Genomic DNA, 19,046 nt, shown 5'->3' with positions numbered 1-19,046 from the left:
TAATCCTCCTTTATTTGACTACTACCCTTTTGGAGGCGTGAATCAAACATAGGAGAAAGCGTGATAGCCTTAGTTTGAATTTAAATATGAATCCAAGCACTGTACAACAGTATCTAGTTCGTCTTTTGTAGTATATCTTCCTAAACTAAAGCGAATAGCACCTTTACCAACGGATTCAGGAACACTCATCGCTTTTAATACGGGAGATAGTGTTACTTCCCCGGCATGACAAGCGGACCCAGTCGATGCTGCTAAATCAGGCAGTGCGTCTAGAATATCTTGCCCAATTCTATTTTCGAAGTTTACATTTAGTGTATTAGGAAGTCGATAATCCGGATGTCCGTTTAAGGAAACAGATACATTGGATAACTGGCTTAATTGCTTCCAAAAATAGTCGCGTAAAATTTTCGTTGATTCTATTAATTCTAGTGTATTCGTAGTGGCAATTTCACAGGCTTCTCCCAATGCAACGGTGAACAGTACATTCTCGGTGCCAGCTCTTCTTCCATTTTCATGTCCTGCGCCATGAATGAGTGGCTCGATTTCAATGCCCTCTTTTATGTATAAAGCACCAATACCTTTAGGTGCATATAATTTGTGCCCAGCAACCGTTAAGAAGTCAACATGTAAACGCGTAACGTCTATGGGGACTTTTCCTACGGATTGGGAAGCATCGGTGTGAAATAAAATAGCATGCTTTTTCGCAATCTTACCAATCTCTTCAATAGGTTGAATCGTTCCAACTTCATTATTAGAGTGCATAACCGTTATTAGAATCGTCTCATCTGTAATCGCGTTTTCTATAGCGGCTGGATCAACTCTTCCATAACGATCTACATCGACATAGGTAACTTTTGCCCCTTGTTGTTCCAAATAACGACAAGGGTTTAAGATAGCTGGATGTTCAATTTTCGTTGTAATAATATGTTTCCCTTTTCCTTTTTGACTTTGAAATACAGATTTTAGCACATGGTTATTTGCCTCACTGCCACCACTTGTAAAAATAATTTCACTAGAAGAGCAGTGGAGAAGATCAGCAACTTGCTTTCGAGCCTTCTCTACAGCACTTTTAGCTTGAATTCCTGCAAAGTGAAGGGCAGAAGGATTTCCGTAATGCTCTTGTAAAAATGGCAACATTGCACCTTGAACTTCAAGGGCAATAGGTGTGCTAGCATTATAGTCCAAATAGATTCGGTTCATTTTGATCACTCCTCCATCGTTAGATAGATGACTATTATAATACGATTATATGATAGGAAAAGTGACAAAGCCATTATTTGATAGGAATTGCTTGTCTTTCTTTTTGGTCAAGTTTAGATGTGCTAAATAGTTAAGCGGCCATAGAGGACCTTATTTCACTAAAATTATCTACTTTTAAACTTGAGCGGCCACCAGGTACGTTATTTCAATAAAACTACTGCAATTTCTATGCAAATAGGCTTAATAAGGTCTCTGGTGACCGCGTAAATGAAATAACGGAAGAAATTGTTCAAATAAAGGCTCTCATGACCGCAGAAACTTGCTTTGCTTTCAGGCGGTCAGGCCATAACATCATCCTAATAAAAAAACAATCGTAGGTGAGCGTTTCACTCACTTACGATTGTTTTTAAAAGTTTCATTACTTCAACAAGCTAAAACCATACCCCTTGTCGCGAATCTTTTGAATTAGACTAGGAAGTGCTTCTACTGTCTGTTGAAGCTCATGTAGTAATATAATTGCTCCATCTTCCAAGTGATCGACCACGTTGTCTATGATTTGTTCTGTGTTACATTTTAGCTCCCAATCAATCGATGCAACCCTCCACATAACCGTCTGTAAATTCAATTTTTCAGCTGCTCTAATGGTATCTTGGTTATACTGTCCAAATGGTGGACGGAAGAAAGTAACTTTTTGCCCTGTGATCGTTTCAATTTTTGCCACGCTACGTGCCAATTGTCTGTATTGTTGTTCTAAGCTCAACTTTTGTAGATTAGGATGACTGATTGTATGTGTTCCAATTACATGTCCATCCTCCAACACGCTTTTCCATGGTCTTTGTTTATATAATAAACGGGTTTGCCAGAAAAATACCGCAGGAACTTTTTCTTGTTTCAGAATGGCTAAGATTCCAGGTAGAACTTTACTCGGGCCATCATCAAAGGTTAGCACAACCGTTTTCGTTTGCTTAGGGGTAATACGAGTGATGACCTTTGTATCTGTAGAGTCGTACACGACCCTTGATTGGTCAACAACTCATGGACTTTTGATTATCATATTACCAATCCCTTCTCCGTACAAAAAATTAACGCATTAGTGAACAGGCAATTCATCTAATTGATTAGAAGCAGCATGATATGTGACATGAAATTTCTCTTCATCAAATTCTTCCGGTCTACCGTCAAAGATCATTTTACCATCTTTTAAAGCAATCAGGCGTGTAGCGTAACGCTTGGCTAAATGTACATCATGTACATTAATAATCGTTAGTAATTGATGTTGATTGTGTATGTCTTGAATGAGATTAAAGATGTGATTTGATGTTCCAGGATCGAGACTGGATACTGGCTCATCTCCAAGAAATACCTTTGGTTGTTGTAACAATGCTCTTGCAATTCCAACACGCTGTTTTTGCCCGCCACTTAATAACTCTACTTTTCTGTTGATCTGATCCGTTAGTCCAACATCTTCTATTGTCTCTTTTGCACGGTTGATTTCTTCAGCAGAAAATAACCCAAGCAAATTTTTAAACGTAGAGCGATAACCAAATGTTCCAGTTAAAACATTTTGCATAACGGTTAGGCGAGGGACTAGGTTAAAATGTTGAAAAATCATTCCCATTTCGCGTCTGATCTTCCGAAGTTGCTCCTCGTTCATATCAAAGAGAGAGTGATTATTCCAGTAAACTTCACCTGTTGTTGGCTTTTGAAGTCCATTTAGACAACGAATGAAAGTGGATTTGCCTGCACCGCTTTTTCCAAGAATACAAACAAACTCTCCTTTTTCAAATGAGAGATTGATGTGCGATAATGCATCATCCTTATTTCCTTGAAAGCGAACAGACAAATCTTTTATTTCTAACATGTTATTTCCTCCAATAACTTCTATGGCAGTGATTTAAATAATTCTTTTCCTAACATGACTACCAAATAAATCAACCGCAATTACCATTACCATAATGATCAGTACATCGAGCGATACAGATGAATATTGAAATGTTTTAAAATCATTAAACAAACGTTGTCCGATTCCACCACCACCGATAAAGCCAAGAATTAATGATGTTCGAATGGCAACCTCAAACCGATAAAAATAGTGAGAGAGCACATTCGGCCAAATCTGTGGGATGATGCTAAATAAATAAGCAAACCCTTTCTTCGCTCCCACAGCTTTCATTGCCTCTTGTGGTCCTGGATCAGAGGATTCAATCAGTTCTGAAATGAGTTTTCCTAATACGCCTATATTATGAAACATAATTGCAAGGACAGCAGGGAATGGTCCTAAACTTAGTGCGGTTAAGAAAATAAGTCCAAGTACAATCTCAGGTATCGATCGCATAAAGCTTAAGATAAAACGAGAACTATGATAAATCCATTTGGATGGCGCGGTATTCCAAGCAGCTGTGAAACTAATTGGTAAAGCAATTAGTAAACCTAGGAAACTTCCTAGAAAAGCAAGTGCAAGCGTTTCAAAACTATCCTCGATCATATCTGGAAGTTTTGAATAATCCATTGGAAACCACTGTGATAGAAAATCGATCATGTTCCGAAAATCTTTGAACTTGGATAAATCAAACTCTGTTAATCGCATGCTTATATAGATTAAAATGATTAGTACGATAACAGTACCTATGTTTTTACGTTTAAACCACACGTTATATCAGCTCTATTCTTCGATAATTCCTTGTCTAATCGCAGCTTCTTTTATACTTTCATAGTCAGCATCGGTAGCTGTAGTAAAACCAGTTGCACCAAAAGCGTCCCAGATCTCTTCATCTTCAATAGCTAGGAAGGCTTCTTGAAGTTTTTCAATCGTTTCCTGATCCGTATCTTTGTGAACTGCCCATGGATATTGGAATAATTGATCAGACTCCCAGATTATTTTCAGTTGGTCTCCATCGATTTTGCCGCTTTCCACTAATTGATTGTAAATGGCACTATCTATAGCGCCGGCATCGACTTGTTGATTTTGTACAGCAAGTGCTGTCGCATCGTGAGAGCCAGTGTAACGTACAGAGTTAAAAGCGTGCTCATCCTCTGACGTATAAACACCACGATCTTGTAGTTCTATACTTGGAATTAACGACCCAGAAGTAGAGTTAGGATCACCAAACGCAAAGTCAACATCACTTGAATTATCTAATAAGTCCTCCATAGAATTCCATGGATTGTCTGTGTGCGTGATGACATAGGAGTAGTAAAAAGGCTCTCCATCAATGAGTTGGGTAATAATTGCTTTTGCACCACTTTTTTCATGTGCAACAACGTATGTTAGTGGTCCAAAATAAGCCATGTTTATGTTGTCATAATTCATCGCTTCAACGACCCCATTATAATCAGGATACACTTCTACGGAAACCTCTCGATCTAATGCTTCTGTTAAAGTTGTTTGAAGCTTATCCATTGCACCTTCCATCGAGCCTTCTGTTTGTGCAGGAATTACACCAATTGTAAAGGGCTCTGTTTCTTCCTCCCCGCAAGCTGTAAGAATAACTGTAAGTAATACTAATAGTATAGCTAACATTCTTTGTTTCATAGCTTTCACCTCTTTGATTTACTTTTTAATTTACTATTTTTCTTTGAGCCGATTGATAAAGGTAAAGAAGGACCCTATGCAGGAGAGTCCTTCTTTATCGTATAGGATCATTTATTTCAGTTATTATATTACCTTTATTTTACACGGATTATCTTCTGTTACAGTACCGATAATGGCGGAAGGTACACTTTTAGCTTGTAATTTTTCTTGTAACTGTTCCGCTTCATCTCCAGGAACAGAAATGAGAAGTCCTCCAGAAGTAACGGCATCACAAAGAATCAGTTGGTCCACTTCGGAAATGTGTTCGCCATATGCAATACAGTTAGCTAACCATTGGTGGTTTTTCTTTGTGCCACCAGGAATTACTTGTTGATTAGCCAATTCTTTTGTATTGGAGAGTAGTGGCACATCGTTATAGTTGATGGTGATCCCAACATTACTACCTTCTGCAATTTCACGTACATGACCTAGCAGGCCAAATCCAGTAACATCTGTACATGCATTTACATGAAAGTCTTCCATCGCTTCTGCAGCATCTTTGTTTAGTGTAGCCATTACTTCCATCACTTCATTTAAGGCAGCCTCATCAAGCAAGTCTTTTTTGATTGCAGTTGTTAAAATACCTACACCAATTGGTTTTGTTAAGATTAATTTATCACCAGGCTTGGCACCAACGTTTGCTCGAATACGATCTGGATGGACTGTCCCAGTTACAGATAATCCGAACTTTGGTTCCTGGTCATCAATCGAATGTCCACCAACAAGAGCAGCACCAGATTCTCTGACTTTATCTGAAGAACCAGCTAGGATATCTGCTAGAATACTTTTGTCTAATGTACTAATTGGGAATCCCACGATGTTCATGACCGTAATTGGTTTCCCGCCCATTGCATAGACATCACTTAAGGCATTAGCCGCAGCAATCTGGCCAAACATATATGGGTCATCCACGATCGGTGTGAAAAAATCTAACGTTTGCACTAATGCGATATCGTCTGTAATCTTATACACCCCTGCATCATCAGAGGTATCTAAACCGACTAATAAATTTGGATCTGGAACAGATTTGGGTAAGTGTCGCAGCACCTGCGACAGGTCTTCAGGACCAATTTTGCATCCTCAACCACCTTTTGTAGATAAAGAAGTTAATTTGATGATCTCTTCTTTTTTTGACATGTATCTCACTCCTATGTTTAACAAATTCTTTTTCAATATGATAGAAATCGAAGTGTATAATAAAGCTAATTGCTCGTTAATACACTTTCGTACAATTGTAGTAAGAATGTAGCCTCGTGCTCACTCGAGTGATTTTCTTCTATATAGTGTTTAGCGTTTGCTACTAATTCTTCCCTTAGACTGATATCATTGATTATTTGTTTCGCGTAGTCAAGAAACTTGCTTGCATCTTCGTACAAGAATCCTGTTTTTTCGTGTTGCACAATACTAGCATTCCCTTCATTATTAGCAACTAAAACAGGAACTTCATTTGCCATAGCTTCAAGGATTGCTGATGATTGCCCTTCTGAGAAAGAAGTATTCAAAATACAGTCAGCTTGATGATAAACAGCACCCATTTCTTCGTGAGGAACCTTTCCGATATATGTAACCCATTCTTTATTTTCCTCTACTAAAGCCTTCACATCGTTACCTTCCGCGTCTTCTAAAATTGGTCCTATTAACCATAATCGGATAGAGGAATCCTGTTCATAAAGCGTACGAAGCGTATCGATCGCAAAAGGTATGTTTTTGATCCTTCTTACACCGGCAGGCAGTGCGAATAAAAAAGTTCCCGGTTCTTTTTGCTGAATGATGCCCATTGGTGGAAAAGTACTCGCACCTTGAGCTAGTACTTGAAGTTTATCTGTAACTTCAGGGACTTCTGTACTAATCATTTGCTTTGCTTCCTCATGGAAGACATGAATAGCGCGTGCACCTTGTAAACAGGCAATCACGTCCTTACGAGTATCTTTATCATATAAGTTGTGATTTAGGTCCGTACCAGTAATCGTGACGATATAGTCTTTTGGTTTCACTGTTAATTCCTGCATAAAAGTATAAAAACGATATGCATGAAAACCGTGAACTAGATCTGATTCCGGTAAAGTAGTTATATCATTGTCCTCTGTAATAGAGATAATTTGTGTATGTACTCCAATTTTCTCTAAACCATCTGCCATGCGTTGAACGGTTATCGTATTTCCGCGAGGTTGATGAAAATTTGGAGTAGCCAAAACGATTTTCATTCTTTATTCATCCTTTAGTCGTTACTTTCATTTATTGTTTCTCTTAAATCTAAAAAATAACACAGTCTTCAAAAGTTTAAAAAAAGCCGTAACAAACGATAAATTATGTTACGACTGTTGGTGGGTACAGTGAGTCTATTCTTAAATGTGGACTCTGATTAGATAAAATTAATTCTAGCATAATGCAATCACTTCAAAAAATAATTTGTCTTGTTGAAGATATGGTAGCCCCCCTTTTGTATTAAAAGTGCAAATGTAAAATCATTGTAAAGAATTTTAATTCATGTTGCATGGAATGATAGAAAAAAGATAGAATGAAAACCGATATTGATATTCGATATTGATATTCGTTTTTGAAAGGAGTAGTAGATTGGATAATAAGGTTTTGCGTAAACTATTTTTAGGATTTATTCATATTCACATTTTGCACCATGCAAAAGAAGAACCTATATATGGATCATGGATGCTTGAGGAGTTACATGAACATGGCTATGAGATGAGTGCTGGTACGCTTTATCCAATTTTACATGGCATGGAAAAAGATGGACTACTCATCAAAAGTGAGAAGAATGTTAATGGAAAGATAAGAAAATATTATAGAGCTACGGAAAAGGGCGAAGTGATATTGGAAGAAGCTAGAGCCAAAGCCTATGAATTGTTTAAAGAAATAAAATAATATGGAGGGGATCACCTATGTCGAAGCAAAAAAATAAATTGCAAACACTCATTGAAATATTGTTCATTTCTACAAAATTAGGATTAACTTCGTTTGGAGGACCTGTCGCGCACCTAGCTTATTTTAAAGATGAATATATTGACCGTCGTAAATGGTTAGATGATCGAACCTATGCGGATATTATCGCTGTGTGTCAATTCCTCCCAGGTCCTGCTAGTAGTCAGGTAGGTATATCGATTGGTATGTTACGAGGAGGGTTACTTGGAGGGCTTATCTCCTGGTTTGGATTCACAGTACCATCCATTATTGTGTTAATCGTGTTTGCTTTTATGTATCAAACATTTTCTTTAGATGATGCTGGTTTTATACACAGCTTGAAAATCGTTGCCGCGGCTGTTGTCCTACATGCATTAATAGGATTAGGGCAAAAATTAACACCTGACAAATCCCGTCTAGCGATTGCGATTGTGGCTGCTAGTATCATGTTATTGTACCCATCGGCGTGGATGCAAATATTAATTATTGTAGCAGCTGGTTTAATAGGATTTAAATTTTTTACGAATAAAGCCGAATCAAAGGTTCAACCTTTCTCTGTTAATATCTCAAAAAAACTTGGCGTGACTTCTTTAGGCATTTTAATCAGTGCACTTATTATATTGCCGATCTTAAATAGAGTATCAGACAACCCTTTTCTTAATATCTTTGATATCTTTTTTAGAGTTGGATCGCTCGTATTTGGTGGTGGACATGTTGTATTACCAATGATTGAACGCGAAGTGGTACCTACAGGCTTAATGACAGCAAATGAATTTTTGGCTGGTTATGGGATGGCACAAGCGGTACCTGGACCACTATTTACGTTTTCTAGTTACCTTGGAACGATGATGGAGGGAGTTACTGGGGGTATTATAGCAACCATTGCCATTTTTCTACCTTCATTTTTACTCATCATTGCTGCTTTACCGTTTTTAAATGAATTACGTAAACGAGCAAGTTTTCAAGGTGTTCTAATGGGGGTCAATGCGAGTGTTGTAGGTATCTTATTAGCTGCCTTTTATGATCCAGTGGTTAGCAGTTCTATTTTCAGTACTACTGACTTTGCTTTAGCTGTCCTATTATTTGGATTGTTGAACATTTGGAAAGTACCTGCTTGGTTGATTGTTATTTTAGGTGTTGTAGGTGGGTATGTTCTGCAGTTGATAACGTTATAAGGATGTTTGAAATATAGGCATGTAAAAAGGGACCTTCATTGGTCCCTTTTGTTATTAATCCTAAGACCTTACCTCCATAATAATAGGAAGAATCATCGGTTTTCTTTTTGTTTCCTTATAAATATAAGGACCAATTACGTCTGAAATACTATTTTTTAGGCTCGACCATTTCATATCTCCTGCCTGCAGGGAACTAGTGACTGTCTTATCAACTAAATTACTTATATTATTTAATAACTCTCCAGATTCCCTCATAAAAACAAATCCTCTTGTGATCACTTCGGGTCCGGATACGATCGTTTTTGTTGTTTTATCGATCGTGATAAGCGTTAGTAATATCCCTGAACCAGAAAGTGTTTTTCGGTCCCTAAGTACAATTGTTCCTATATCACCAATTCCTTGCCCATCCACATAGACAGGATTTGCAGGAACACTTCCAGTAACCTTGGCATGATCTTGATTCATTTCTAGGATTTGACCATTGTCTAGGATGAAAGAATGGTCATATGGTACGCCACATTCGTTCGCTAGATCAACATGCTTTTTTAACATACGGTATTCCCCATGTATCGGAACAAAAAATGTTGGTTTAAGCAATGTTAACATCAGTTTTAACTCTTCTTGGGCACCATGGCCAGATGTATGGATTTTCCTTAATTTATGATGGATCACTCTAGCTCCACTTCGGCTTAATTTATCAATAATCCGATTAATACTAATGGCATTACCTGGGATTGGGGAAGAAGAGAAAATGACTGTATCATCTTTCCCGATAGACACTTGCGGATGTCTTTTATCCGCCATTCTTGATAAAGCAGCAAATTGCTCACCTTGACTACCAGTACAAATAATCAGGATTTTATCATCCGGATAATTTCTCATCTCTGATGGATTAATTAATGTATCATCTGGGATTTTGATATAGCCTAACTCTTGTCCAATTCTTACTGCCCGCACAAGGCTTCGACCGAGAACTACTATTTTTCTTTTATTGATTACCGCAACATCAATCGCTTGTTTAAAACGGTACATATTCGAAGCAAAAGTTGCAAAGATAATTCTTCCAGTAAGCTGATTAAATAATTCATGGATGCTTTTACTTATTTCCATTTCAGACATAGAAAATCCTGGAATCTCACTATTGGTACTATCCGAAAGTAAGCAATGCACGCCTTCTTTTCCGATATCAGCGATTTTAGATAAGTTAGCCATATTTCCGATCGGAGTCAAATCAAATTTAAAATCTCCAGTATGTACAATGTTACCAATGGGCGTTTTCACAACAATCCCATAGGAATCTGGTGTACTGTGTGTCGTCTTGAAAAAATCAATCGCTACCTCTTTAAAAGGGACGACTTTGTTCTCTTCGATTTCATAAAGCTTCACTTTCCCAAAGAGTCCGTGTTCTTTCAATTTTTCTTTTATCAGTTCAAGTGCCAATTTTCCTGCATATATCGGGATGTTGATTTCCTTTAATAAAAACGGGATCCCCCCGATATGGTCTTCATGCCCGTGGGTTATGAAAAGACCCTTTATTCTTTCCTTATTTTCAATTAAATAAGTGTAGTTAGGGATTACATAATCAATTCCAAATAACTCATCCCCTGGGAACTTTATACCAGAATCAATGATAATAATTTCTTTTTTATATTCAACAACATACATGTTTTTACCAATCTCATCTAAACCACCGAGGGCAAAAACTGCTAAATCACGATTTTTAATGGTTGTCATAATTACTACTCCGTTCTAAAATGATTGTTTGTTCATTTTAACACAGCAATCGGGTTTGTTGAAAACTGGATGGTGAGAAAGCGACGGAATTGTTTAAGTTTGCAAAGCTAACTGTTGTTAATTGAGGGGATATATATGTAATAAATCCGAATAAATATTTTATTCGGATTTATGATAAAAGTGTGCTAACTTTAGGAAGAATGCCTGATAGCGTAATTATCCTAACAAATTTCCTTGTGCTGGTATGGGGTGTTTCTTCAGAAGTCTAGCAAAATGGATTAAATTATAGGAAAGTGTCTTCGTGTTATGTTGTGTGAAATTATTATCTTGTCCACTCTCAATAAAGGATGGTCCTGGTCCAGCTTCTCCAACCCAGTATGCATCCACATTTGGGGGAATGGTAAATCCTATATGCTGTAAACCATAAATAATTGATTTTGCAGATTCTTTTGCCCCATCCTCATTGCCAGTAACGATAGCACCACCAGCTTTATTATAATAAATCGATTGTCCATGTTCGTTGGTTTCTGCACTAGATGCATACAAACGCTCCATCACTAAGGTAGAAACACTACTTTTTTCCCCGATCCAAATAGGGGTTCCAATTACAATAATATCTGCTTCAGATACTTTTTTTAAGATTATTGGCCATTCGTCACCATCACCCATATCGGGCTTCATCCCAAATGAAATATGGTAATCTGTTATTCTAAGTTCTTCAGTCTCAATTCCTTCTTTTTCCAACCAATCTCTTGATTTACCAATCAGGGCGCTTGTGTTTGACTCTTCATCACTCGTTTTTAATGAGGTATTCAAATATATTGCTTTCATACTCTATCTCCTCTCCTATTTTATAGACGACATTTAAATCTACGCCGTTTGTGGATAATATGTTACTACCGATTCCACGTGCGAATCCCATTCAAACTAAGAATTGCATATTTAGAAACTGAAAATCTTGAATTTAAGTCTAGGGAGAAAGAGTGAGTTTAATAACAACAGTAGAATAGTTATAATAACTTAAGTCTTTCATTGTCGGGCGTTTTCCATGCAAAAAGAAGCGCTATCTCTATCAAATGAAATAGGACTTTTGACTCTTATGCGTTTGCAGAATATAATTATTTTAATACATAAGAATAATGGGGGAAACTATATGCATTATATAGTCCAGTTTCAAATAAATATTTTTGCAATAGTTATACTGATCGTGCTGTATCTAATTATAAAAACAAAATCAAAAGTGAAAAGTTACAGTAAACAAATACTCAAATATATAATGATTGCTAGTGCTGTAGCGATTATCATGGAACCATTGACATGGATATTTGATGGCATGACTTTCTTTGGAGCCTATTTTCTGGAGTATTCTACTAATTTCATCTTGTTTATGATTGGACCTATATTAGGTGGCTTGATGCTATCGTATGTAGATTATCATTTATTTAAGGATCCAAAACGAATTTATAAAAAAAGATTTTATCAAGGTGCAAGTGCAGTTACTTTTATAATCCTTATCATTAATATTTTTTATCCATTATATTTTCAAATAAATCCGGAAACGGTTAGTTTTAGTAGTGGAGATTATAAGGGGTTGCATTATTTAGTACTCGCAAGTCTATACGTCTACATGTTCCTCCTCTTGATCTTAAATAGAAAAAGAATTAGATTCTACGCTTTGAGCATCTTTCTAGTGTTTTTCATGCTCCCCATAATTGGTATGGTAGTCCAGTTGTTTGAATCAAGGTTGTATTTTTCCTGGACATCCATTGTATTAGGTATATTAGTTGCTTACATATTTTTAGAAACCTCATCGTCTGAAGAAGATTACCTTACTAAGATATATAACCGACATAGCTATGAAACATATGTACAACACTTCATTGAGGTAAATAAAAAGTTTGGTGTCATCCTGATTGATTTAGATAATTTCAAAGAAATTAACGATCAATATGGACATGACAAAGGGGACCAAGTACTTATAGCATTTGCCCAAGTATTAAAAAAGGTATTTCACACGAATTCCTTAGTTTCAAGGCTTGGGGGAGATGAATTTATTGTTGTGATTGAAAAATCAGATACAAAAGTGGAACAATATATTTCTTCCGTTGAACACTTGTTAAAGAATCATGATGTTACGTTTATCAATCAACTTACATTTAGTTATGGGTATCAGCAATATCTGGAAAATATGACAGTGGATGAACTCTATTCAAAGGTTGATAAGAAGATGTATAACGATAAAAGTAATACGAGTATTATTTGAAGAAATAAATGTGATTTTAAGGAAGGAAAAATCTAATATAAACATAGGAAGTAACAGTATAAATCTTAAGTTGAATTTACACTGTTATCATTGTAGGGTGTTTTATATTTGCTCATAAAGGTTTGGCGGGACTGTGTGGGAATCGAACCCACCGGAGACGACACGCGCCTCCCTCAGGGTTTTGAAGACCCAGGGGGACACCAGTCACCCATCCAACCCCATAGTGCTTTTTACGTAACAAAATTCATTATACATATTACCTTTTTATTGAACAAGTTATTCACTCAGAAAGTGATGAGAAGTTTTTTTTAGTGGAAATCACTCACTACTAACTCTTCTTACTTGAATATCAAAGTTTTGGAGATTAAAGTAAGTAGTAAATGGCAGGAAAAGAGATGGGTGGCTAAGTTGAAAGAAAAGTATTTTACAGTCGGCATGGCTGGTCATATTGACCATGGGAAGACTACGTTAACAAAAGCACTAACCAATATAGATACCGATCGATTAATGGAAGAAAAAGCACGTGGGATTTCAATCGAACTAGGCTATGCCCCAATTAAAACAGAAAAAAATATACATGTATCGATTGTAGATGTTCCTGGTCATGAACGTTTTATCCGGCAGATGATTGCTGGAGTAGCAGGAATTGATCTAGTCATGATGGTGATTGCTGCTGATGAAGGCGTTATGCCTCAAACAAAGGAACATTTAGAAATCCTATCATTCCTGGGAATAAAACAGGCAATCATTGTTATTACGAAGATAGACCAAGTGGACGATGAAATGCTAGATATTGTAACTTTAGATATCACGGAAACGCTAGAATCGAGCCCTTTTCATGAGGCACAGATGTTTTTTGTGGACAGTGTTTCAGGAAAAGGACTATCAGAGCTAAAGCAAGCGATTTTTGAAAAATTAGAACAAATGGATTTTAGGGATCGGCATGGTTCATTTCGAATGCCGATTGATCAGGTTTTTACCGTACAGGGACAAGGTACGATTGTACGCGGAACAGTGTATGAAGGATCTGTACATAAAGCTAGCTCGTTGGTTGTTTTACCTTTAGAAAAAAAGGTTAGAGCGAGAAATATTCAAGTACACCATCAAGATGTCGAAGTCGCCCATGCGGGGCAGCGAACAGCGATCAACCTTGGTGGAGCTAACCGTGAAGACATAGAACGAGGGGATGTGTTGGTATCTTCAGATCATTTCCTAGTTACGGATACGATTGATGTCTCAATACGATTTGTGGATGACCTCCAATTTCCAGTTAAGCAACGAGCACCTGTGAAAATGCACGTAGGTACTTCAGAGGTGATGGGGAAGCTTGTCTTTTTTGATCGCAATGTCGTGCAAGAAAATGTAGGGGAAGTTTTATGTCAGGTGCGCCTTGAAAAAGAGATTGTAGTGCGTCGAGGGGATCGTTTTATTTTGCGACGTCCAACACCGGTAGAGACCATTGGTGGTGGTTGGGTTATCGATCCAAAGGGTGACACGTATCGTTTTGGAGAGAAAACAGTTGAGATGCTTCAAAAGAAAAAAGAAGGGTCTCCGAAAGACTTGGTGACAGATGCACTGAAGGATCACTTCCTTTTATCAGTGGATGAATTGGTTCAAGCTACTTCCTTGGATATAGATGAGGTAAAACAGATTTTAAAAGAAGATGCAATCATTCCATTACCGAAGGGGAAGTACACTTTAAAATTATTAGTGGATCGTCTAGGAGAAACGATCCTAGATCAGATCGTTTCTTACCACGAGGCCTATCCAATGCGGCTTGGAATGAATAAAGCAGAGATGATTCAGTCCCTGGATGGAAGCTATCCGAAAATAATGATGGAATACACCATTGAAACTTTCATAGAAGAAGAGCGGTTGAAAAAGGTAAATCAATTTATTGCAAAAGCAGATTTTCAACCCCATTTACCTAAGAAATGGGAGAAGCGAATGGAAGAGGTTATAGAAGATCTTCACAACGATGGGTTAACCGTTCAAAAGTGGGAGGAATATGTGAACAACTCCACGATTTCTTCACAACAAGGGGATGAACTAGAAGTCTTCTTACTTCAAACGAATCAAGCTTATCGTTTAACAGAAGATTTAATTATACACAAAACTGCATTGGAAGATGCGATTAAACGATTAAAAGAAAATACGGAGGATTCCTTTAGCTTAAATGATGCAAAAGAAGTCTGGAATATATCGCGAAAGTATTTAATCCCTATCCTAGAACTGTTAGATGAACTAGGTATAACCAAACGACATGACAGTGAAAGGTATTGGGGTTAAAATAAAGGTACTAGTGATTTTTACAATAGGTTAGGGAGGAATTTAATATGAGCTTTAAGGTATCCATTGAATTTTGCATGCAGTGAAACTACGCACCAAAGGCCGCAAGTTTTGCGGAACAGTTATTTACACATTATCGCTCTACTATTAGCAATATGGAGTTAGTCCCAAGTTCAGGTGGAGCATTTGAGATTTCTGTAAATGGGAATTTAGTTTATTCTAAGTTAAAAACGGGAGAATATCCTACTGTTGAACTTATCATTGATGAAATGGAAAAGTTAAAGTGATCTTTACAATGGCGATTCGGAATTTCCGAATCGTCTTTTATGTTGATTTCATACTATTTGGTAATCCACGCAATTCCAATTATAATGAAAGTGGTTTCCCGTAAAGGAGTGGAGATAAAATGAAGCATTTACTACGTGAACTGCCCCCCATACATGAACTTCAACATAGTGTGCAGTTTGACGATCTACGAACACGTTTAGGACAGACGCCTGAACAAATTACAAAAGCAATTCAACAAGTAATAAATGATATTAGGTACGTATTAGTTAATGGAATGATGGAAGAACAAATAACTAGTCAAAATCTACCCGATTATATTTGGGCTCAGACAGAACAGAAACTTATACAACTGGAACGGGACCGCATTACGAACGTTATTAATGCTACGGGTACCGTATTACATACAAACTTAGGACGAGCAAGACTAAGTGAAAAAGCAATAGAGCATGTTGTGAAAGTTGCTGGCCAATATTCTAATTTGGAATACAATGTCGAAGAAGGCAAGCGTGGATCCAGACATGACATTCTAGAAGAAATGTTAGTGGAAGTAACAGGTGCTGAAGCTGCAATGATTGTGAATAACAATGCTGCTGCCGTGTACCTTGTGCTTCGCGCGTTAGCAAAAGAAAAGGAAGTCATTGTATCGCGTGGGCAGCTCGTAGAAATAGGTGGATCTTTTCGAGTTTCTTCCATAATGGAGGAAAGCGGAGCACATTTAGTAGAAGTTGGCACTACCAATAAAACACACTTGTATGATTACGAAAATGCGATAACAGAAGACACAGGAATGATATTAAAAGTACATACAAGCAATTTTAAAACGATAGGATTTACGCAAACCGTTGAATCGGAGGCTCTTGTAGAGCTAACACAAAAAAGTGAGGGCGTTATTTTTTACGAGGATCTTGGCAGTGGTTCCATTTTTGACTTTAGAGAAGCGGGAATTGGTGAGGAACCAGTTGTGAGGGAAGTAATTGAATCTGGTGTTGATCTTGTTTCTTTTAGTGGCGATAAGTTACTTGGTGGGCCACAGGCAGGTATCATTGTTGGGAAAAAGGTTTTAATTGATCGGTTGAAAAAACATCAACTTGCTAGAGTTTTACGCGTGGACAAGATGACGTTTGCTGCTTTAGAGAAAACACTGTTAGCTTACATTACAGGTCATGCTAGACAAGAATTGCCAACTTTAAGGGACATCCTTAAGCCATTAGATGAGATTGAAGCACAGTGTAGCCAATTCATAACTACACTGGAACCTTATCAAGAGATTTATGATGTAGAGATGGTAGAGTCAACGTCACAAATCGGTGGTGGAACCATGCCCGATGTGCACATACCAACATTCGTTGTGGCTGTAACTCACAGACATTATACTGCAAAACAATTAGCAGAAAAAATAAGACTAGGTCAACCGGCTATCATCGCTAGAATTAAGGATGAAAAGGTATTATTGGATTTCAGAACGATTTCGAAAGATGAAATGGATCAGGTTGGGACCGTTTTTATAGAGTTGGCGAAAGATTAAGAGGGAGGATCCCATTTTGGGACCTTCTTTTCTAAATGAAAAGGGTGCAAAATATTATTTGCACCCTTTTTACATGATCATATACGATTCAATATAGGAGTTAAATTCTTTCCCCATTTTTTAAACGTTCAATAAATTCATCTAAATCCGCTCTTTTTACTCTCCAATGCCTACCAATCTTAAAACCAGGTATTTTTCCTTCTTGGACAAGTTTATATGTAGTCATTTCACTTAATTGTAAATATTCTGCAACTTGAGCTACAGTCATAATTTCTTTTTCCATAAGGCCGCCCCCAAAAATCAACATACTTGTATCATACCATAATACCGACTGTTTATTAAAAAAATAAAACCAAATTATACTCAGTTATAAATGGTTATACTGAAATGTGCTTTTTTGTGCGTTTTGTGAAATAGGGTATTATGTTGAAGGAAAATAGAGGATAAGCTAGAATGATTGTAATGTTTCCGTTTTCTTGTAGTTTTGAGCATGTACGGTTATGTGATATTATTCATTTTGTTGTCTACGGAATCCATCTTTTGTGAGGAGCAAAAGAACAAAACATAATAAAATGAGGTGCAAAATGGATATTACACAATTAAAACAAGAGTGGTTTGGAAATGTAAAAGGAGATATCCTGTCAGGAATAGTAGTTGCGCTCGCGCTAATTCCAGAAGCAATTGCTTTTTCGATTATAGCAGGAGTAGACCCAATGGTGGGTCTTTACGCATCGTTCTGTATAGCAGTCGTTATTGCATTTGTTGGAGGAAGACCGGGTATGATTTCAGCAGCAACCGGTGCAATGGCACTTTTAATGATCAATTTAATAGCGGATTATGGACTACAATATCTACTCGCAGCAACTATATTAACAGGTATTATACAAATATTATTTGGTGTATTTAAATTAGCTAGCATTATGAAATTTGTTCCACGTTCGGTAATGGTAGGTTTCGTAAATGCGTTGGCTATTCTAATCTTTACTTCACAGCTACAACACTTTGTTGGTGAGACATGGGTGATGTATGCATTAGTTGGATTAACTTTAGCTATTATTTATTTATTACCTAGATTTACAAAAGCAGTACCATCTACATTAGTAGCAATTATCGTCGTAACAGCAATTGCTATTTTTGCTAATATTGGAGTTAGAACAGTTGGAGATTTAGGAAATCTTACACAGCAATTACCGGTGTTTTTGATCCCTGATATTCCATTAAACTTTGAAACATTAATGATTATTTTCCCATACTCTTTAGCTTTAGCGATTGTAGGTTTACTAGAATCACTTTTAACAGCTAATATAGTGGATGATATGACAGATACAGAGAGTGATAAGAATAAAGAAAGCCGTGGTCAAGGTATTGCGAACGTAGTGACTGGTTTCTTTGGCGGAATGGCAGGGTGTGCAATGATTGGGCAATCTGTTATTAATGTGAAATCTGGTGGACGTGGACGTTTATCAGCGCTAGTAGCCGGTGTGTTTTTAATGTTCCTCATCATCGTTTTGGGCGGCGTAGTAGTACAAATCCCAATGGCAGCCTTAGCTGGTGTCATGATTATGGTATCGATTGGTACATTTGATTGGTCATCACTAACAAATATTCACAAGATCCCACGAACTGATGCACTAGTTATGGTCGTAACAGTGGCTACAGTTGTAGTGACCCATGACCTTTCCATCGGTGTCTTAACAGGTGTGTTATTGAGTGCCATTTTCTTTGCTGCTAAGATATCTAAAGTAAAAGTAAATGAAATTGTAGCACTAGAAGGTAAGAAAAAAGTGTATAAAGTACATGGTCAAATTTTCTTTGCTTCCGTTAATGATTTACTAGAAAAGTTTAACTTTACTGATACAGTGAAAGAAGTAGAAATAGATCTAACAAATGCTCATTTGTGGGATGATTCTGCGATCGGTGCGTTGGACAAAATTGAAATGAAGTTCGAGCAAAATCAGATAAAAGTAACGTACACTGGTTTAAATGAAGAAAGTAAAGATCTGAAAAAACGTATGGGTGGTCTATCTAAGGCTTCAGGACATTAATAATCGAATTTAAATAGAGAAAGATTGATTATAGGGGTGG

16 protein-coding genes, 1 tRNA gene and 1 pseudogene are annotated in these 19,046 nt (G+C 37.1%); 7 read left to right on the top strand and 11 right to left on the bottom strand.

Going from position 1 to position 19,046, the window contains the following annotated elements:
- Window positions 1-69: 69 nt before the first annotated feature.
- The 7 genes from NYQ66_RS09540 to NYQ66_RS09510 all read right to left on the bottom strand — a co-directional run bounded on the left by NYQ66_RS09540 (window position 70) and on the right by NYQ66_RS09510 (window position 6,975).
- Window positions 70-1,200 (bottom strand): cysteine desulfurase family protein, encoded by a 1,131-nt coding sequence (locus tag NYQ66_RS09540; RefSeq protein WP_259869109.1) that lies wholly within the window; start codon window positions 1,198-1,200, stop codon window positions 70-72.
- A 418-nt stretch (window positions 1,201-1,618) separates the two neighbouring features.
- A complete protein-coding gene (locus NYQ66_RS09535; protein ID WP_259869108.1) occupies window positions 1,619-2,212 on the bottom strand; it encodes a polysaccharide deacetylase family protein in 594 nt (197 codons plus the stop codon).
- A gap of 78 nt (window positions 2,213-2,290) precedes the next feature.
- Window positions 2,291-3,061, bottom strand: a complete 771-nt coding sequence (phnC, locus tag NYQ66_RS09530) for a phosphonate ABC transporter ATP-binding protein (RefSeq protein WP_259869107.1) — start codon at window positions 3,059-3,061, stop codon at window positions 2,291-2,293.
- 33 nt (window positions 3,062-3,094) lie between these two features.
- On the bottom strand, window positions 3,095-3,850 hold the full coding sequence (phnE, locus tag NYQ66_RS09525; RefSeq protein ID WP_259869105.1) for a phosphonate ABC transporter, permease protein PhnE: 756 nt from the start codon (window positions 3,848-3,850) through the stop codon (window positions 3,095-3,097).
- Between the two features lie 12 nt (window positions 3,851-3,862).
- Window positions 3,863-4,732, bottom strand: coding sequence for a phosphate/phosphite/phosphonate ABC transporter substrate-binding protein (phnD, locus tag NYQ66_RS09520; RefSeq protein ID WP_259869104.1), 870 nt, complete (start codon window positions 4,730-4,732; stop codon window positions 3,863-3,865).
- 123 nt (window positions 4,733-4,855) lie between these two features.
- Window positions 4,856-5,908, bottom strand: a complete 1,053-nt coding sequence (gene selD / locus NYQ66_RS09515) for a selenide, water dikinase SelD (RefSeq protein ID WP_259869102.1) — start codon at window positions 5,906-5,908, stop codon at window positions 4,856-4,858.
- Window positions 5,909-5,973: 65 nt separating this feature from the next.
- Window positions 5,974-6,975 carry a glycosyltransferase family 4 protein gene (locus tag NYQ66_RS09510; protein WP_259869100.1) on the bottom strand — a complete coding sequence of 334 codons (1,002 nt, stop codon included), beginning with the start codon at window positions 6,973-6,975 and terminating at the stop codon, window positions 5,974-5,976.
- Between the two features lie 370 nt (window positions 6,976-7,345).
- Here NYQ66_RS09510 and NYQ66_RS09505 point away from each other — a divergent pair, with 370 nt between their 5' ends.
- Both NYQ66_RS09505 and chrA read left to right on the top strand, forming a co-directional pair.
- Window positions 7,346-7,651, top strand: a complete 306-nt coding sequence (locus tag NYQ66_RS09505) for a PadR family transcriptional regulator (protein WP_259869099.1) — start codon at window positions 7,346-7,348, stop codon at window positions 7,649-7,651.
- 17 nt (window positions 7,652-7,668) lie between these two features.
- A complete protein-coding gene (gene chrA, locus NYQ66_RS09500; protein WP_259869098.1) occupies window positions 7,669-8,862 on the top strand; it encodes a chromate efflux transporter in 1,194 nt (397 codons plus the stop codon).
- A 60-nt stretch (window positions 8,863-8,922) separates the two neighbouring features.
- On the opposite strand, the gene rnjA is transcribed toward chrA, so the two are convergent.
- A complete protein-coding gene (gene rnjA, locus NYQ66_RS09495) occupies window positions 8,923-10,596 on the bottom strand; it encodes a ribonuclease J1 (protein WP_259869097.1) in 1,674 nt (557 codons plus the stop codon).
- A 216-nt stretch (window positions 10,597-10,812) separates the two neighbouring features.
- A complete protein-coding gene (locus tag NYQ66_RS09490; protein ID WP_259869096.1) occupies window positions 10,813-11,427 on the bottom strand; it encodes a flavodoxin family protein in 615 nt (204 codons plus the stop codon).
- A gap of 322 nt (window positions 11,428-11,749) precedes the next feature.
- On the opposite strand from NYQ66_RS09490, the gene NYQ66_RS09485 reads away from it, so the two are divergent.
- Entirely contained in the window at window positions 11,750-12,859 is a 1,110-nt protein-coding gene (locus tag NYQ66_RS09485) for a GGDEF domain-containing protein (RefSeq protein ID WP_259869095.1), read from the top strand.
- 123 nt (window positions 12,860-12,982) lie between these two features.
- Here NYQ66_RS09485 and NYQ66_RS09480 read toward each other — a convergent pair.
- Window positions 12,983-13,079: transfer RNA gene (locus NYQ66_RS09480), tRNA-Sec, on the bottom strand.
- 179 nt (window positions 13,080-13,258) lie between these two features.
- On the opposite strand from NYQ66_RS09480, the gene selB reads away from it, so the two are divergent.
- The 3 genes and pseudogenes from selB to selA all read left to right on the top strand — a co-directional run bounded on the left by selB (window position 13,259) and on the right by selA (window position 16,961).
- Window positions 13,259-15,148, top strand: a complete 1,890-nt coding sequence (selB, locus tag NYQ66_RS09475; RefSeq protein WP_311202015.1) for a selenocysteine-specific translation elongation factor — start codon at window positions 13,259-13,261, stop codon at window positions 15,146-15,148.
- Between the two features lie 98 nt (window positions 15,149-15,246).
- A pseudogene (locus tag NYQ66_RS21500) lies at window positions 15,247-15,435 on the top strand (Rdx family protein); the annotation flags it as partial.
- 119 nt (window positions 15,436-15,554) lie between these two features.
- Window positions 15,555-16,961 carry an L-seryl-tRNA(Sec) selenium transferase gene (gene selA / locus NYQ66_RS09470; protein ID WP_259869094.1) on the top strand — a complete coding sequence of 469 codons (1,407 nt, stop codon included), beginning with the start codon at window positions 15,555-15,557 and terminating at the stop codon, window positions 16,959-16,961.
- A 100-nt stretch (window positions 16,962-17,061) separates the two neighbouring features.
- Here selA and NYQ66_RS09465 read toward each other — a convergent pair whose 3' ends face one another.
- Window positions 17,062-17,244, bottom strand: coding sequence for a helix-turn-helix domain-containing protein (locus NYQ66_RS09465; RefSeq protein WP_259869093.1), 183 nt, complete (start codon window positions 17,242-17,244; stop codon window positions 17,062-17,064).
- A gap of 301 nt (window positions 17,245-17,545) precedes the next feature.
- Between NYQ66_RS09465 and NYQ66_RS09460 the strand changes: the two genes are divergently transcribed.
- Window positions 17,546-19,006 (top strand): SulP family inorganic anion transporter, encoded by a 1,461-nt coding sequence (locus NYQ66_RS09460; RefSeq protein ID WP_259869092.1) that lies wholly within the window; start codon window positions 17,546-17,548, stop codon window positions 19,004-19,006.
- Window positions 19,007-19,046 lie beyond the last annotated feature (40 nt).

Origin of the sequence: Aquibacillus koreensis, assembly GCF_025154055.1 — a bacterium.
In the GTDB taxonomy this organism is placed as follows: domain Bacteria; phylum Bacillota; class Bacilli; order Bacillales; family Amphibacillaceae; genus Aquibacillus_C; species Aquibacillus_C koreensis.
Note: the sequence above shows the minus strand (reverse complement) of the source record. Positions and strands in the feature narration are given on the sequence as shown.

Excerpts from the sequence above, each read along its gene's own strand:
- NYQ66_RS09490 (WP_259869096.1), bottom strand. The coding sequence starts at position 11,427 with ATGAAAGCAATATATTTGAATACCTCATTAAAAACGAGTGATGAAGAG.
- NYQ66_RS09465 (WP_259869093.1), bottom strand. The coding sequence starts at position 17,244 with ATGGAAAAAGAAATTATGACTGTAGCTCAAGTTGCAGAATATTTACAA.
- selA (WP_259869094.1), top strand. The coding sequence starts at position 15,555 with ATGAAGCATTTACTACGTGAACTGCCCCCCATACATGAACTTCAACAT.
- NYQ66_RS09485 (WP_259869095.1), top strand. The coding sequence starts at position 11,750 with ATGCATTATATAGTCCAGTTTCAAATAAATATTTTTGCAATAGTTATA.
- phnC (WP_259869107.1), bottom strand. The coding sequence starts at position 3,061 with ATGTTAGAAATAAAAGATTTGTCTGTTCGCTTTCAAGGAAATAAGGAT.
- rnjA (WP_259869097.1), bottom strand. The coding sequence starts at position 10,596 with ATGACAACCATTAAAAATCGTGATTTAGCAGTTTTTGCCCTCGGTGGT.
- phnD (WP_259869104.1), bottom strand. The coding sequence starts at position 4,732 with ATGAAACAAAGAATGTTAGCTATACTATTAGTATTACTTACAGTTATT.
- chrA (WP_259869098.1), top strand. The coding sequence starts at position 7,669 with ATGTCGAAGCAAAAAAATAAATTGCAAACACTCATTGAAATATTGTTC.
- NYQ66_RS09540 (WP_259869109.1), bottom strand. The coding sequence starts at position 1,200 with ATGAACCGAATCTATTTGGACTATAATGCTAGCACACCTATTGCCCTT.
- NYQ66_RS09510 (WP_259869100.1), bottom strand. The coding sequence starts at position 6,975 with ATGAAAATCGTTTTGGCTACTCCAAATTTTCATCAACCTCGCGGAAAT.
- NYQ66_RS09460 (WP_259869092.1), top strand. The coding sequence starts at position 17,546 with ATGGATATTACACAATTAAAACAAGAGTGGTTTGGAAATGTAAAAGGA.